Consider the following 14,055-nt stretch of genomic DNA (forward strand, 5'->3'; position numbering starts at 1 on the left):
GGTGTTCGACCATACCGAATGTGCAAGCTGACCAGCCGAAAACGTGACGGTTGCTCACCCTGCTGCCGGGACGAGATCCTCGCCACAGGACGGCCGCCCATCGTCGGGCGCCGGCACGGAGGGAGTCGCGACCATGACCCAGGCGATCGATCGGCCATCGACCGACACCCAGGACGTCGACGTGGACGTGCTGGTGGGCGCGGTCGACCACGACATCACGGCCGACCCCTTCCCGGTACGCGGCATCGACCACATCCAGTTCCTGGTCGGCAACGCGAAGCAGGCCGCGCACTACTACTCCACCGCCTTCGGCATGACCTGTGTCGCGTACCGGGGTCCGGAGCAGGGCTTCCGGGACCACGCCGAGTACGTGCTGACCAGCGGCTCGGCCCGGTTCGTACTGACCGGCGGGGTGCACGCGAACGCGCCCGGCTCCGACCACGTGGCCAAGCACAGCGACGGCATCCAGGACATCGCCCTGGAGGTGCCGGACGTGGACACGGCGTACGCGTACGCGCTCACCCAGGGCGCCACCGCGATCGTCGCCCCGTACGACGTGACCGACCAGCACGGCACGGTCCGGATGGCGAGCATCGCCACGTACGGCGACACCCGGCACACCCTGGTCGACCGGTCGAAGTACACCGGGCCGTTCCTGCCGGGCTTCGTGGCCCGCGCGCCGATCGTGAACCGGCAGCCGATGATCGACGCGGGCGTACAGCCGAAGCGGTTCTTCCAGGCCGTCGACCACGTGGTGGGCAACGTCGAGCTGGGCCGGATGGACGAGTGGGTGGAGTTCTACCGGCGGGTGATGGGCTTCACGAACATGGCCGAGTTCGTCGGCGACGACATCGCGACCGACTATTCGGCGCTGATGTCGAAGGTGGTCGCGAGCGGCACCCGCAAGGTCAAGTTCCCGCTGAACGAGCCCGCGGTGGCCCGGAAGAAGTCGCAGATCGACGAGTACCTGGAGTTCTACGGCGGCCCCGGCGCGCAGCACATCGCGGTCGCCACCAACGACATCCTGGCCAGCGTGGACGCGATGCGGGCGGCCGGGGTGGAGTTCCTGGACACCCCGGACTCGTACTACGACGACCCGGAGCTGCGGGACCGGATCGGCAACGTACGGGCGCCGATCGAGGAGCTGAAGGCCCGCAAGATCCTGGTCGACCGGGACGAGGACGGCTACCTGTTGCAGATCTTCACCAAGCCGGTCCAGGACCGGCCGACGGTCTTCTTCGAGCTGATCGAGCGGCACGGCTCGCTCGGCTTCGGCAAGGGCAACTTCAAGGCGTTGTTCCAGGCGATCGAGCGGGAGCAGGAAGCACGCGGGAACCTGTAACACTGTCCGCGTGACCGCCCCGCCCCCACCCTCGTCGCCGCCGCCCGGCGGGACCCCCACCCCCAACCCCCAGGGACAGGTCCCGCCGGGCGGCCACATCCCGGCACAGGCCGGGCCGCCGCCCGGCCTGTGGTACGGCACACCGCCCGCCCACCCGGCCCCCGGCCCGTACGGGCAGCCGCGACCGGCCGTACCGCCGCTCTACCGGCCGGGGTATCCGACCCCGCCGCCGGTCAGTCCGGCCGGTCAGCCGCTGGCCGAGTTCTCCGACCGGTTCCTCGCCGGGCTGATCGACTACGGGATCTACTTCCTGACCAGCCTGGTCCTTGCGGTGCCTGTGATGGTCTACTACTTCACCCGGGTGCTGCCGGAGCTGTTCGAGACGAACCCGGACGGCACCATGCGGGAGCCGGACTTCCTCGCGGTCCTGGTGCCGATGCTGCTGATGGAACTCGTCCTGTTCGTGGTCGTGCTCGCGCTGGCGTACGTCTACCACGTCGAGATGATGTTCCGGACCGGCCAGACGGTCGGGAAGCGGATCATGAAAATCCGGGTGGTGCCGCTCGACCCGAACGCCACCCTCACCCGTGGCGCCGCGGTCAAGCGCTACCTGGTGCAGTTCCTGGCCAGTTCGCTCGTACCCCTCCTGATCTACCTCGACGTGCTCTGGCAACTGTGGGACAAGCCGTACCAACAGTGCCTCCACGACAAGGCCGCGCGAACGGCAGTCGTTAAGGTTCCCAGGGTGAACGAACTGAGGCTGGCGCCATGACGGTGCAACCGGGCTGGTACACCGACCCCGCCGAGCCGAACACCCAGCGTTACTGGGACGGCGGCGGCTGGATCGGTGCGCCACTGCCCGCCGACGCCACCCCACCGCCGGGTCCGCCGCCCGCCGAGCCGGAGCCGCCCGCCAGCCCGGCGCCCGGCACCCCGGCGACGGGCGCGCCCGGAACACCTGGCGGAACCGGGACGACCACCACCGCCACACCGACGGCGAGCCCGACCAGCGGTCTGCCGGGCGTACCCGGATCACCGGTCCAGCCCGGTCCACCCGGCGCACCGCCGGCCAACGGCGTACCGCCGTGGCCCGGCGCGCCCGGTCCGACCTCGCCCGCCCAGGGCGGTCCGGTCCCGCCGGCCTGGGGTTACCCGCCCTACCGGTTCCCGGTCCAGGAGCCGCGGCCGCACGGCAAGGCGCTGGCGCCGCTCGGTGCCCGGCTCGCCGCCCGCCTGCTCGACATCGGCGCCGTCCTGCTGCTCAACGTCCTGGTCAACGGCTGGTTCGTCTGGCGGTACGTGGAGGAGATCGGCCCGGTCTACCGGGAGATCGTGCGCCGCTCGGTGGCCGGCAACTCCTCCACCGAGGGGCTGCCCCCGGTCAGCGAGCAGGCCGACTGGCTGCTCCTGGTCATCCTGGTGATCGCCGCCGCGCTCTGGTTCGCGTACGAGGTGCCGTCGGTGGCGAACACCGGACAGACCTTCGGCAAGCGCGTACTCCGCCTCAAGGTCGTCTCGCTCGGTACCGACGAACGGCTCGGCTTCGGTCGTTCCGCCCGCCGGTGGAACACCCTCGGCCTGCCGACCTTCTTCTGGTACTGCTGCGGTCTCGGCTTCCTGCTGCAGATCATCGACTGCGCCTTCGTGCTCTTCGACCGACCGCTGCGCCAGGCCCTGCACGACAAGCGCGCCCAGACCGTCGTCGTACGGCTCGACCGGTCGGCACACACCCCGTCCCCGCCGCCCACGGCAGACCGTGGCGACACCCCAGGAGGTCCCACGTCATGACCGGCCGCGACCCCAGCCAGCCGAACCGGCTCACCCGAGCCGACCTGGCCGGGCTGCCGAACTACGTACCCGGACGCAGCCCGGCCGACCTGGCCCGGGAACTCGGCCTGCCCGAGGCGATCAAGCTGGCCAGCAACGAGGTGCCGTACGGCCCGCTGCCGGGTGTGGTGGAGGCGGTCGCCGAGGCGGCTGCCGGCATGCACCGCTACCCCGACCTGGCGGCGGTGGCCCTGCGGGACGCCCTGGCCGAGCAGTACGACGTGGCCGCGGACCGGATCGCGACCGGCTGTGGTTCGGTGGCGCTCGCCGAGCACCTGGTACGGGTCACCAGCCTGCCGGGTGACGAGGTGGTCTACTCCTGGCGGTCGTTCGAGGCGTACCCGATCATCGCTGCGACCAGCGCGGCGACCAGCGTACGGGTGCCGAACACGAGCGGGCACGGGCACGACCTGGCGGCGATGGCCGGCGCGATCACCGACCGCACCCGGCTGATCTTCGTCTGCAACCCGAACAACCCGACCGGCACCAGCCTGCGCCGGGAGGAACTGGACCGGTTCATGGACGCGGTTCCGGACGACGTGCTGGTGGTGTTCGACGAGGCGTACCGGGAGTTCGTCACCGACCCGGACGTGCCGGACGCGCTGGTCACGTACGGCGACCGGCCGAACGTGGTGATCCTGCGGACGCTCTCCAAGGCGTGGGGCCTGGCCGGGCTGCGGATTGGTTTCCTGGTCGCGCACCCGGAGGTGGCCGCCGCGGTCCGCAAGGTGGTCACCCCGTTCTCCAGCAGCATCGTCGCCCAGGCCGGCGCGCTCGCCGCGCTCGCGCAGGCCGAGGAGGTACGCCGCCGCTGCGCGCTGGTGGTGGCCGAGCGGGACCGGGTGACCGAGGCGCTGCGCAAGCTGCTGCCGGAGGTGCCGGAGAGCCAGGCGAACTTCGTCTGGCTGCCGCTGTCCGGGGTGCCGGGGCAGGGTGACGGGGCGGTCGAGTTCGCCCGCGCCTGCGAGTCCCGGGGCGTGATCGTCCGCCCGTTCCCCGGCGAGGGCGTACGGGTCACCATCGGGACGCCGGCCGAGAACGACGCCTTCCTTGCTGTCGCCGAGTCGGTCCTCTGATCTGCTTTGCCAGCAGTAGTCCCGATTTGGTCCGTTTTGTGGGTATCACAGCTCTAGCTCCTTTATGTTTCGAAGTGCCCCGTAGCGCCATACCTGGGCGCCACGACCTGATCGACACTTCAAGGAAGCTGAGGCTAGAGCCGTGCGCATTGGCAAAATTCTTCTCGTCGGCACCGCCGCCGTGGCGGCCGTAGGGTTCGCCGCAGCGCCCGCTGCGGCGGCACCCACTGCCGACACCGTCGTCACCTTCGACATCGAGGCCGGCACCCTGGACATCGTGGCGCCCGCCGCCGCGGACATCGGCGGCGGCGCACCCGACACCGACATCACCGGCCCGATCGGCCCGGTCACCGTCACCGACTCCCGCGCCTCGGCGGACGCGTCGTGGGAGGTCACCGTGACCTCGACCGACTTCGTCACGGGCGGCGGCACCGCCTCCGAGACGATCCTGGCCTCCGAGGTCGACTACTGGTCGGGACCGGCCACGGCGACCACGGGCGACGGCACGTTCACTCCCGGCCAGGCCACGGCCCTCCTCGCCGCGCCCTTGGACAACGTCGCGCCGCTGATCGCGTTCTCCCACGTCGGCGGCACCGGTAACAACACCGCCACCTGGAACCCGACCCTGATCGTCCACGCACCGCTGGACAGCCAGGCCGGTACCTACACCGGGACGGTGACGCATTCGGTGGCGTAGCCGCCGGAGCAGGTCGGCACGGCACGTGTCCCTGGCCCTGCTCTGCCTCGCTGGCCTGGGCCTTCCCGCCCAGGCCAGCGCGGCTGAGCCGGACCCCGATCTGGAGAGAATCGGCATCCAGTTGCTGGAGGGCCCGGCCGACCGCCGCGCGGATCCACGCGCCCGGCGTTACATCGTGGACCACCTGCCACCCGGCACGGTCATCCATCGACAGATGTTGGTAGCGAACAACACCGACGAACGGCAGGAGATCGAGCTCTACCCGGCTGCGGCGTCCGTATCGGAGTCCCGGTTCCAGTTCGGCGAGGGACGCACTGCCAACGAGTTGTCTTCCTGGATCTCGCTCGACCGCGAGTCGGTGGAGTTGGACCCCGGTGAGGACGCCCGGTTCCGGGCCACCATCACCGTGCCGCCGGCGGCGTCGAAGGGCGAACGGTACGCGGTGATCTGGGCCTCGATATCGTCGGCGACCGATCCCGGGGCCAACGTCAACAAGATCCACAGAGTCGGTGTCCGGACCTATCTCGACATCGGCATCGGCGGCGAGCCTCCGTCCAGTTTCAGCATCGGTGATCTGGTCCCGGCCCGGGACACTCTCGGCGTGCCCTCGGTACGCATCGCCGTAAGGAACACGGGTGAACGCGCCCTCGACCTGACCGGCTCGGTCGCCCTCTCCGACGGCCCCGCCGGCATGCGCGCAGGCCCGTTCGACGTGATCGCGGGCACCACTCTGGCACCCGGCGAGTCCGGGACGGTACTCGCGGCCTTTCCCCGCGAAATACCGAACGGGCCCTGGCAGATCGACGTCAACCTGGAAAGTGGGCAGGTCAAACAGAGCGCGTCCGGAAGGATCACCTTCCCCGACCCGGGCAAGGTCGGCAAGCCCAGTTCGCCCCTGAGCCGCCTCGACTCGCCGTGGGTCCTCGCCGCCGGGTCACTGGCAGGCCTGATCCTGATCGCCGTACTGGTGTTCCTGATCCGCCGCTCCCGACGCCGCCGGGCCGAGATGTCGGTCTAGCCCGACCGGAGACCCCTGGCCGTCGGCGCCGAGTCAGCTGGCGGCCAGGATCACCGGCTGCGGCGCCGCGTAGAACTGCGCGTCGGCCGCGTCCGAGGGTGCCGCCCGCGCCAGCCGCTCCACCGCGACGAAGCCGTCCGCCGCGTACGCAAAGCCGGGCCGCCAGGGCACCACCTCGTCACCGGCGACCAGCGGGAAGCTCGACCGTTGCGCCCCGGTCGTCGAGTTCAGGGTGATCAGCTCGTGCGCGTCGGTGAGCAGGTGCACCAACCCCGGCTGTACGGCGACGATCCGCACCGGCCCGGGCCCGGTACGCCGCCACAACTCGGTGCCTTCCCGGACCGAGCGGGCCACCAGCTCGTTCCCGCTCGGGGTCAGCGCCACGTCGCCCTCGAGCACCACCTCGTTCGGGTCGAGCAGGGGCATCGGCGTCGGCTCACCCCGGCCCAGAAGCCAACCCCGGCTGCTGCCACCACTGGTGGTCCGCAACGCCGGGCAGTTCGAGCCACCGTTGCCGCAGCCGACCGGCGCCACCGCCAACTCCGGACCGGCATCCTCCGGCCGCCACCGGTTGACCAGCCGACCGGTCTGGACGTCGTGGAACTCCACCACCTGGGGCGACGCGCAGGCGTCGACGGTGACGAGCTGACCGGCGGTGGTGGTGAGCGCCCCGGCCCGGCAGGAGCCGTCGATGTCGACCCGCCACAACTCGCGCCCGTCGGTCAGGTCGAGACCGCGCAGCCCGGACCCACCGATCACCACCAGTACGGCCCGTCCGCCGCTGGCGGTGGCCGGGATCAGTCCGGCTGGGGTGTAGACCGTGCTGGCCCCGGTACGGCGTCCGTCGTACCCGTGTCCGGGTGGTGGCCCGTCGGCCCGCCACCGGATCCGGCCGGTACGGGCGTCCAGCGCGACCAGATCCCCGTCCGACCAGCGGCTGACCACGGTGGTGCCACTGGCCACGATGCCGATCAGCTCGGCCGGCCAGCGCCGGTATGACCAGTACGGCGTACGCCGGGTCCGGGCGTCGACCGGCTCGTCGGCGCGGATCTGGCGGGTGGTGGCGTACACCCGCAGCCGGCCGTCCACGATCAGCGGGGCGGAGGCGAGCGTGCCGACCACCCCGGTCGCCGCCCGCACCGGGGCCGGATAGTCGGCGCGGGCGGGGGTGAGCACCTCGGCGGGGGCGAGCACACGGTAGGTGACCACGGCTGCCGCCGCGACGACCAGCACCGCCACCAGCGCGACCACGGCCGGCCGGCGCCGGCCCCACACGCCGCCCCGCGATCGCATCCAGTACCTCCGCTGGGCACCCTACCCAGACAACCCTGGCGTGCGGCTGGCAGGTCAGGCGGCAGCGGCCGGGTTCCCGCGATGATCATGCCCGGTCGAGGTGACCACGGCGGCCAGGTCGGCCAGGTCACGACGCAACGCACCCTCGACGGTACGAGCGGCGAGTCCACCGAACACCAGCGCGAGCAGCCGCGCGTACGGTGCCGTGACCGCACCCTGCTGCACCACGCTGACCGCGGTCCAGCCGCTGCGCCGCCGCCGACGCCGCCCCTGGACCGCGGTGAAGGTGTACACGGTCCGGTAGTCGACGCCGACGCCGGACGAGCTGACGGTGAGCCGGTGCGGTGGGCTGAGTTCCTCCACCCGGAACTCCTCCAGCAACTCGGTGCCGTCGGGCAGGTGGTGGCTCTCCCGCCAGACCGTGCCGACCCGCATCGGGCCGGCGGTGAGCACCTCGATCCCGTTGATCGTGGAAAGCCAGTCGGATCGGCCGGGCAGGTCGGTGAAGACCTGCCACAACTCCTCGGCGGACGCCTGCACCAGCCGGGTCACCGCTACCGTCGCCATCACACCTCCCGAACCTCCACCGTACGGCCGGTGACCGACCATTAACGCGAACATTCGCGGAAGGCGACGAGAACGTGACCCGAGTGACGATCGAACCCTCCCCGCCCGGATCCCGGAGCCCGTCCCGCTAGGGTGCGCAGCGGCACGAACTGTTGCGAGGTGCCCCGCGCGAGCGGGGAGAATCGGGAAGCCGGTGTGATTCCGGCACGGGCCCGCCGCGGTGACCGGGGAGCTGCCACCCACGCGTACGAGACGCAGCCACTGGCCCGAGGGGCTGGGAAGGCGGGTGACCAGCGCAGATCCGGAAGTCCGAAGACCGGCCTCGCTGTCACCAGCCCCCTTCGGGGGCGCGAGCGCAGCGGGAGCCTGCCTTGGACACCGATCTCTACGACGTCATCCACCGCCGCCGGGACGTACGTGCCCAGTTCACCGGTGCCCCGATCCCGGACGAGGTGCTGCACCGGGTCCTGACGGCGGCGCACGCCGCGCCCAGCGTCGGGCTGTCCCAGCCCTGGGACTTCGTCCTGGTCCGGGATCCGGACCTGCGGCAGAGGTTCCACCAGCACGTCGAACGGGAGCGGGACACCTTCGCGTCCACCCTGGACGGCGACGCCGCCGAGCGCTTCGCCCGGATCAAGATCGACGGCGTACGCGAGTCGACCCTGTCGGTCGTGGTCACGTACGACCCGGACCGGGGTGGTCCGGCGGTGCTCGGTCGGCACGCGATCGCCGACGCCGGTCTCTACTCGGTCTGCCTGGCGATCCAGAACCTGTGGCTGGCCGCCAGCGCCGAGCGGCTCGGGGTCGGCTGGGTGTCGTTCTACCGGGAGCCGTTCCTGCGGGACCTGCTCGGCATCCCCGCCACCATCCGCCCGGTCGCCTGGCTCTGCCTCGGCCCGGTGACCCACTTCGAGCAGACCCCCGACCTGGAACGACACGGTTGGCGTCGGCGCCGTCCACTGTCGGCGGCGATCCACCAGGACCGCTGGCGTCCCTCCGTCTGATCTTCTCCGGGCCTTGCCTCCACTGGGGACCCGCCCGCATACTTTGCATTGCAGAGTAAATCACTGTTGCAGAGTTGAGGAGGGGCCATGAGCCCGGCTGACACGGGGGAAGCCGAACGGACACTGGTCGAACTGAGGCGCCTGCGTCAACGCACCCACGCCCGCGCCCACGGCGGGGCCTGGCTACCGGCAGCGGGTGTGGCGGCCCTGCTGCTGCTGAGCATCGCCCTCTACCGCTACCCGTTCGAGCCGGCGTACGCGATCACCGCCGAGTACCCGTACTGGGCCGGCTTGCCCGACCAGCAGCGCAGCCCGCTCGCGTCGTACCTGTTCTGGTTCCTCGGCACACCGCTGCTGATCGCGGTAATCGGGGCCTGGTACCGGTGGCGCTCCCGCCAACTGGGGCTCCGGGTGGCCTGGTGGCCGTTCGCGGGGACCGCCCTGGGCGTCCTGGTGCTGCTCGCGATACTCGCGGCGGTACCGAAGGGCCCACCGTCCGACGAACTGATCGCCAACACCGGCTTCTGGTGGCAGGGCCTGTTGACACCACTGCTGCCGATCGCGGCGGCCCTGGTCGCGCTCGCCCGGGTGGAACGTAGCCTCGGCCTCGCGGTAGCCGGGGTGTGGATCGCCCTGCTGGCGGTCTGGCTCTGCGGCAATCCCCGCCTGGGTTACCTGCCGCCGTGGGTGATCCAACTCATCGACGGCAACCCGGACGCGCTCGGTGGCGAACTCGCCCTCCGACCGGGCCACTATCTTGTGCTGATGGCACTGCCCCTGGTCATCTTCGCCGCCGTACGCGCCCGGCGGTCCCGAAGGTATGCCGGTGAATGACCCGCAGGCGCCGCATCCGGCGCTCGCGCTGGACGACACCGTCCACCAACGCGTACGCCTGGGCATTCTCACCGTGCTCAGCGCGACGCAGGAGTGCAAGTTCGCCACCCTGCGGGACGAACTCGGGCTCACCGACGGCAACCTGAACCGGCACCTGCGGATCCTGGAACAGGCCGAGTTGTTGCAGGTGATCAAGGGTTACGAGGCGCGCCGCCCCTGCACCTGGCTCCGACTCACCAGGCAGGGGCGGGCCGCCCTACGGGCCGAGGTCGCCGCCCTGGAACAACTCGTCAGCCGCATCCGCACCGCCACCGACCCCACCGCCACCAATCCCGCGGACTCGTAGAACCACGAGAATCCGGGCTTCGCCCGCCACAGCGCCCACGGGAACCATGATCACTGCGCGCTGAGCTGTTTCCAGGCCACTCCCAGAACAGCTCAGCGCGCGTGGATCAACGTCGAGCATGCCTCGGCGGCAGACGCACAGGGGCGGCCCCGGCCAGTCACGGAGTGGGCGGGGCCGCCCGAAAACCAAGCGTTGCGGTTGGTCTGAATCAGCCGTCGAAGGCGCCGGATCGTGCCGCGCCGACGAACGCGGACCAGTCGGTCGGGCTGAAGGCCAGCACCGGGCCGGTGACGTCCTTGGAGTCGCGGACACCGACGACGTCGGCCAGGTTGTCGGCCACCTCGACACACCAGCCCTGGTCGTTCGAGCGGGCGCTCTTACGCCACGTCGCGCGCGCGAGATCGATCTGCATTTTATACCCCTTTGGTCCGAGTTTATGCACATAACAGTGCATTCGCCGGTATTCTTACACGGCGCAGAGTGCGACACGCGTTACCGACTGCAACATGCCGGAGAACAGCGGCGGGGCTACGGACGCGCTGTGCGATGGGCGCAACGGACAACGCACTTCGCCCGTTCCACAATCGATGGACGAGGTTTGTCTCTTCGACCATCGATGCGAGTCGGGCTCGCTGTGACCGATCGACGCGCCCCGGAAGGGGTTACCGGCGGGCGGGGGAGACGGTGCCGGTTACCTCGCCCAGGGCGAGCGGGCGGCCGTCCGGACCCGGTGCGGTGGCGGTGATGGTGACGGTGTCCCCGTCTTCGAGGAAGGTACGGGTGCTGCCGTCGGCCAACGTCGACGGCTCGCTGCCGCCCCAGCTCAACTCCAGGAACGAGCCGACCTGGTTACGCCGCTCCCCCGACACCGTGCCCGAGGCGTAGAGGTCGCCGGAGCGTACGGAGGCGCCATTGACGGTCAGGTGGGCCAACTGCTGGGCCGGGGTCCAGTACATCCCGGCGAACGGCGGCTCGCTCACCCGGCTGCCGTTCCAGTCCACCGTCAGGCGCAGGTCGAGGCCGAGGTGCGGGTCGTCGCGCAGGTAGTCGAGAACCGGCGGGTTCTGCTCCGGCGCCGGCACCCAGGCGTGCGCCAGCGCGTCCAGCGGCACCACCCAGGGCGAGATGGAGGTGGCGAACGACTTGCCCAGGAACGGGCCGAGCGGCCGGTACTCCCAGTTCTGCAGGTCGCGGGCGGACCAGTCGTTCAGCAGTACGACTCCGAAGACGTACTCGGCGAAGTCCTCGACCGGCACCCGGTCACCGAGCGCGGACGGCAGCCCCACCACGAAGCCGACCTCGGCCTCGATGTCGAGGCGGATCGACGGGCCGTAGACCGGACCGTCCGGGGTGGAGCGTTGCCCACACGGGCGGACGATCGGCGTACCGGAGACGACGACCGTGCCGGCCCGGCCGTGGTAACCGATCGGCAGGTGTTTCCAATTCGGCAGCAGCGGCGGCTCACCCGGACGGAAGATCTGGCCCACGTTGCTCGCGTGCTGCTCGGAGGAGTAGAAGTCGACATAGTCGCCGACCTCGAACGGCAGCACCAGACTCACCTCGGCGAGCGGGACCAGCAGTGGCGCGACCGCCGCCCGGTGCTCGGTCCCGGTGAGCAGTTCCACGATCCGCTGCCGGACGGTGCCCCACTGGGCGTGCCCGAGCGCCATGAACCCGTTGAGCGACGGCTCGCGGAGCGCACCGCCGGCCAGGATCAGCCCGGCCGCCTCCGCGCCGTCGAGGTCGAGGACGAATTCCCCGATCCGTACGCCGATCCGCCGCACTGCCTCGTCGCCGCGCACGAACACGCCGTACGGCAGGTTGTGCACGTCGTACGGCGAACCCGCCGCGCCCTCGACCCAGCTCACTCGGTCTCCCCGTGGTTCATCAGCCCCAGCCGGGCCAGGTCGGTCAGTGGTTCGTCGATGCTGCACGAGCCGAAGCCGCGCCAGAGCGGCCGGGGCCCGTCGCGGCGGATCCGGGCCGGCTCGACGAGGCGCAGCGGGTCACCGCTGGCGAGCAGTTCGGCGATCTCGGCCACCTCGGCGTCCTCGGCCGCCGCTGTGGTGGCGACCAGTACGTTGACGAAGCCGTGGTGGGTGAAGCCGGTCTCCGGGTCGGTGTGCCGCAGCGCGTGGTGCAACCCGGCGGTGAGCTTGAACGGCAGGTCCCGGTCCCGGCAGGCGCGGATGACGGCGGCAAGTTCTACCGGGCTGGGGAAGAGTTCGGCGGCGAGTCCACCGGTACGGAACTTCGCCGCGACCCGTACGCCGTCCGCCCGTGCCTGCGCGATCCGGTCCAGGGCGGCGAGCAGCCCCCAGGTGAGCGGGATCTCGGCGTAGAGGTCCATCTTCGGCAGGTCGGCGCCGAGCGCGAGCAGTTCGGTGAGGCCGGGAAGCGGGTCCTCGCCGCGCTTGGCGACCGCCGCTTCGAGCTGCCGCGGGACCAGCCGGGGGTCGGCCGCGGCCAGCAGGCCGGACAGGCGACGGATCGGCACGTCGCCGATCACCCCGACGTCGATCCGCTCGTCCGGGTGCAGGAGGGCGGGCAGGTGGACCAGCGCCGAGGCCGGGAGGAGCAGCGGGCCGACGAGGTCGGCGTACCAGGCGGCGCGGTGCTCCCGGTGGGCGACGACGGCATCGTCGAGCGACGCGCTGCCGGGCGGGAAGACGGCCGCGTCGTCGACCAGGCCGGCGAAGAGCCGGGGCACCTGCGTTGACACGAACAGAGAACTTACGGGACGCTACGACTAACGGACAACAGCGTCCGATTATCGGACACCCTCGGCCGCTGAATGGGACAAATGCGGAGGTCAAAGTGCCTTACTACCGCAGCGTCGGTGAGCTGCCCCGTAAACGCCACACCCAGTTCCGCCAGCCCGACGGCAGCCTGTACGCCGAGGAGCTGATGGGCCAGGAGGGCTTCTCCTCCGACTCGTCGCTGCTCTACCACCGTTACCCCCCGACCGCGATCGTGGGCGCGCAGGAGTTCACCCCGCCGGCCTGGTCCCGGCTGCCGAACCTGCCGCTCAAGCCCCGCCACCTGCGTACGCACAAGCTCGACGCGAGCGGGGCGGACCCCGTACTGGGCCGGCAGCACCTGCTCGCCAACGACGACGTACGCATCTCGTACGTGGTCGCCGACCGGCCCTCCCCGCTCTACCGCAACGCCATCGGCGACGAGTGCCTGTACGTCGAGTCCGGCGCCGCCCGGATCGAGTCGACCTTCGGCGTGCTCGGCGTGACCGCCGGCGACTACGTGATCATCCCGACCTCGGTGATCCACCGGATCGTGCCGGTCGCCCCCGAACCGCTGCGCCTGCTCACCGTCGAGGCGACCGGGCACATCGGCCCACCGAAGCGTTACCTCTCCGCCCGTGGCCAGTTCCTGGAGCACTCCCCCTACTGCGAACGCGACGTACGCGGCCCCGCCGAACCGTTCCTGGTCGAGGACGAGGACGTCGAGGTGTACGTCCAGCACCGGCGCGGCTGGACCCGGTACGTCTACGCCAACCACCCGTTCGACGTGGTCGGCTGGGACGGGCACCTCTACCCGTGGGCCTTCTCCATCCACGACTTCGAGCCGATCACCGGTCGGGTGCACCAACCGCCGCCGGTGCACCAGACCTTCCAGGGCCCGAACTTCGTCATCTGCTCGTTCGTCCCGCGCAAGGTGGACTACCACCCGCTGGCGATCCCGGTGCCGTACAACCACCACAACACCGACTCGGACGAGATGCTGTTCTACACCGGCGGCAACTACGAGGCCCGGCGCGGCTCCGGCATCGAACAGGGCTCGATCTCGCTGCACCCGGCCGGTTTCACCCACGGACCGCAGCCCGGCGCGGCGGAGCGCGCGATCGGCGTCGACTACTTCGACGAACTCGCCGTCATGGTCGACACGTTCCGACCGCTCGACCTCTGCGAACCCGGTCTGAGCGTCGAGGATCCCGGTTACGCCTGGACCTGGGCCCGCCGTACGGTCTGAGCCCGGTCCGACCCGAGATCCGCACCCTTCCACGGAAAGCGTGCCCGTCCGCGCGGGAGTGGGC

General features: G+C 70.8%; 15 protein-coding genes and 1 riboswitch. Of the genes, 10 read left to right on the forward strand and 5 right to left on the reverse strand.

Features of this window, described 5'->3' with window-relative positions; genetic code table 11:
• The first annotated feature begins 133 nt into the window (after positions 1–133).
• The 6 genes from hppD (at position 134) to AB0J90_RS16445 (ending at position 5,960) form a co-directional block, all read left to right on the forward strand.
• On the forward strand, positions 134–1,342 hold the full coding sequence (hppD, locus tag AB0J90_RS16420) for a 4-hydroxyphenylpyruvate dioxygenase (protein WP_363596548.1): 1,209 nt from the start codon (positions 134–136) through the stop codon (positions 1,340–1,342).
• 10 nt (positions 1,343–1,352) lie between these two features.
• Positions 1,353–2,114, forward strand: coding sequence for an RDD family protein (locus tag AB0J90_RS16425; protein ID WP_363596550.1), 762 nt, complete (start codon positions 1,353–1,355; stop codon positions 2,112–2,114).
• On the forward strand, positions 2,111–3,130 hold the full coding sequence (locus AB0J90_RS16430; RefSeq protein WP_363596552.1) for an RDD family protein: 1,020 nt from the start codon (positions 2,111–2,113) through the stop codon (positions 3,128–3,130). Before AB0J90_RS16425 ends, AB0J90_RS16430 begins: the two co-directional genes overlap by 4 nt.
• On the forward strand, positions 3,127–4,245 hold the full coding sequence (gene hisC, locus AB0J90_RS16435) for a histidinol-phosphate transaminase (protein WP_363596554.1): 1,119 nt from the start codon (positions 3,127–3,129) through the stop codon (positions 4,243–4,245). Before AB0J90_RS16430 ends, hisC begins: the two co-directional genes overlap by 4 nt.
• A 142-nt stretch (positions 4,246–4,387) precedes the next feature.
• Entirely contained in the window at positions 4,388–4,942 is a 555-nt protein-coding gene (locus tag AB0J90_RS16440; RefSeq protein ID WP_363596556.1) for a hypothetical protein, read from the forward strand.
• A gap of 25 nt (positions 4,943–4,967) precedes the next feature.
• A complete protein-coding gene (locus AB0J90_RS16445) occupies positions 4,968–5,960 on the forward strand; it encodes a hypothetical protein (RefSeq protein WP_363596558.1) in 993 nt (330 codons plus the stop codon).
• Between the two features lie 33 nt (positions 5,961–5,993).
• On the opposite strand, the gene AB0J90_RS16450 is transcribed toward AB0J90_RS16445, so the two are convergent.
• A complete protein-coding gene (locus tag AB0J90_RS16450) occupies positions 5,994–7,253 on the reverse strand; it encodes a PQQ-binding-like beta-propeller repeat protein (protein ID WP_363596559.1) in 1,260 nt (419 codons plus the stop codon).
• A 54-nt stretch (positions 7,254–7,307) separates the two neighbouring features.
• A complete protein-coding gene (locus AB0J90_RS16455; RefSeq protein ID WP_363596560.1) occupies positions 7,308–7,820 on the reverse strand; it encodes an SRPBCC family protein in 513 nt (170 codons plus the stop codon).
• 140 nt (positions 7,821–7,960) lie between these two features.
• Positions 7,961–8,160: riboswitch (cobalamin riboswitch) on the forward strand.
• Positions 8,161–8,191: 31 nt separating this feature from the next.
• On the opposite strand from AB0J90_RS16455, the gene bluB reads away from it, so the two are divergent.
• The 3 genes from bluB to AB0J90_RS16470 all read left to right on the forward strand — a co-directional run bounded on the left by bluB (position 8,192) and on the right by AB0J90_RS16470 (position 10,004).
• Positions 8,192–8,824: a 5,6-dimethylbenzimidazole synthase gene (bluB, locus tag AB0J90_RS16460; RefSeq protein ID WP_363596562.1), complete on the forward strand. Its 633-nt coding sequence runs from the start codon at positions 8,192–8,194 to the stop codon at positions 8,822–8,824.
• 87 nt (positions 8,825–8,911) lie between these two features.
• Positions 8,912–9,658, forward strand: a complete 747-nt coding sequence (locus AB0J90_RS16465; RefSeq protein WP_363596564.1) for a hypothetical protein — start codon at positions 8,912–8,914, stop codon at positions 9,656–9,658.
• A complete protein-coding gene (locus AB0J90_RS16470; protein WP_363596566.1) occupies positions 9,651–10,004 on the forward strand; it encodes a transcriptional regulator in 354 nt (117 codons plus the stop codon). Before AB0J90_RS16465 ends, AB0J90_RS16470 begins: the two co-directional genes overlap by 8 nt.
• Positions 10,005–10,212: 208 nt before the next feature.
• Here the strand turns inward: AB0J90_RS16470 and AB0J90_RS16475 are convergent, their stop codons facing one another.
• The 3 genes from AB0J90_RS16475 to AB0J90_RS16485 all read right to left on the reverse strand — a co-directional run bounded on the left by AB0J90_RS16475 (position 10,213) and on the right by AB0J90_RS16485 (position 12,726).
• Positions 10,213–10,416, reverse strand: coding sequence for a DUF397 domain-containing protein (locus AB0J90_RS16475; RefSeq protein WP_363596568.1), 204 nt, complete (start codon positions 10,414–10,416; stop codon positions 10,213–10,215).
• Positions 10,417–10,666: 250 nt separating this feature from the next.
• The gene (fahA, locus tag AB0J90_RS16480) at positions 10,667–11,872 is read right to left on the reverse strand and encodes a fumarylacetoacetase (protein ID WP_363596570.1); all 1,206 of its coding nucleotides are present in this window, start codon (positions 11,870–11,872) and stop codon (positions 10,667–10,669) included.
• A complete protein-coding gene (locus AB0J90_RS16485; protein WP_363596572.1) occupies positions 11,869–12,726 on the reverse strand; it encodes a hypothetical protein in 858 nt (285 codons plus the stop codon). The genes fahA and AB0J90_RS16485 overlap by 4 nt, the downstream gene beginning before the upstream one ends.
• A gap of 95 nt (positions 12,727–12,821) precedes the next feature.
• Here AB0J90_RS16485 and AB0J90_RS16490 point away from each other — a divergent pair, with 95 nt between their 5' ends.
• Positions 12,822–13,991, forward strand: coding sequence for a homogentisate 1,2-dioxygenase domain-containing protein (locus tag AB0J90_RS16490; protein ID WP_363596574.1), 1,170 nt, complete (start codon positions 12,822–12,824; stop codon positions 13,989–13,991).
• Positions 13,992–14,055 lie beyond the last annotated feature (64 nt).

It is taken from the genome of Micromonospora sp. NPDC049523, assembly GCF_040676775.1.
Taxonomy (GTDB): domain Bacteria; phylum Actinomycetota; class Actinomycetes; order Mycobacteriales; family Micromonosporaceae; genus Micromonospora_G.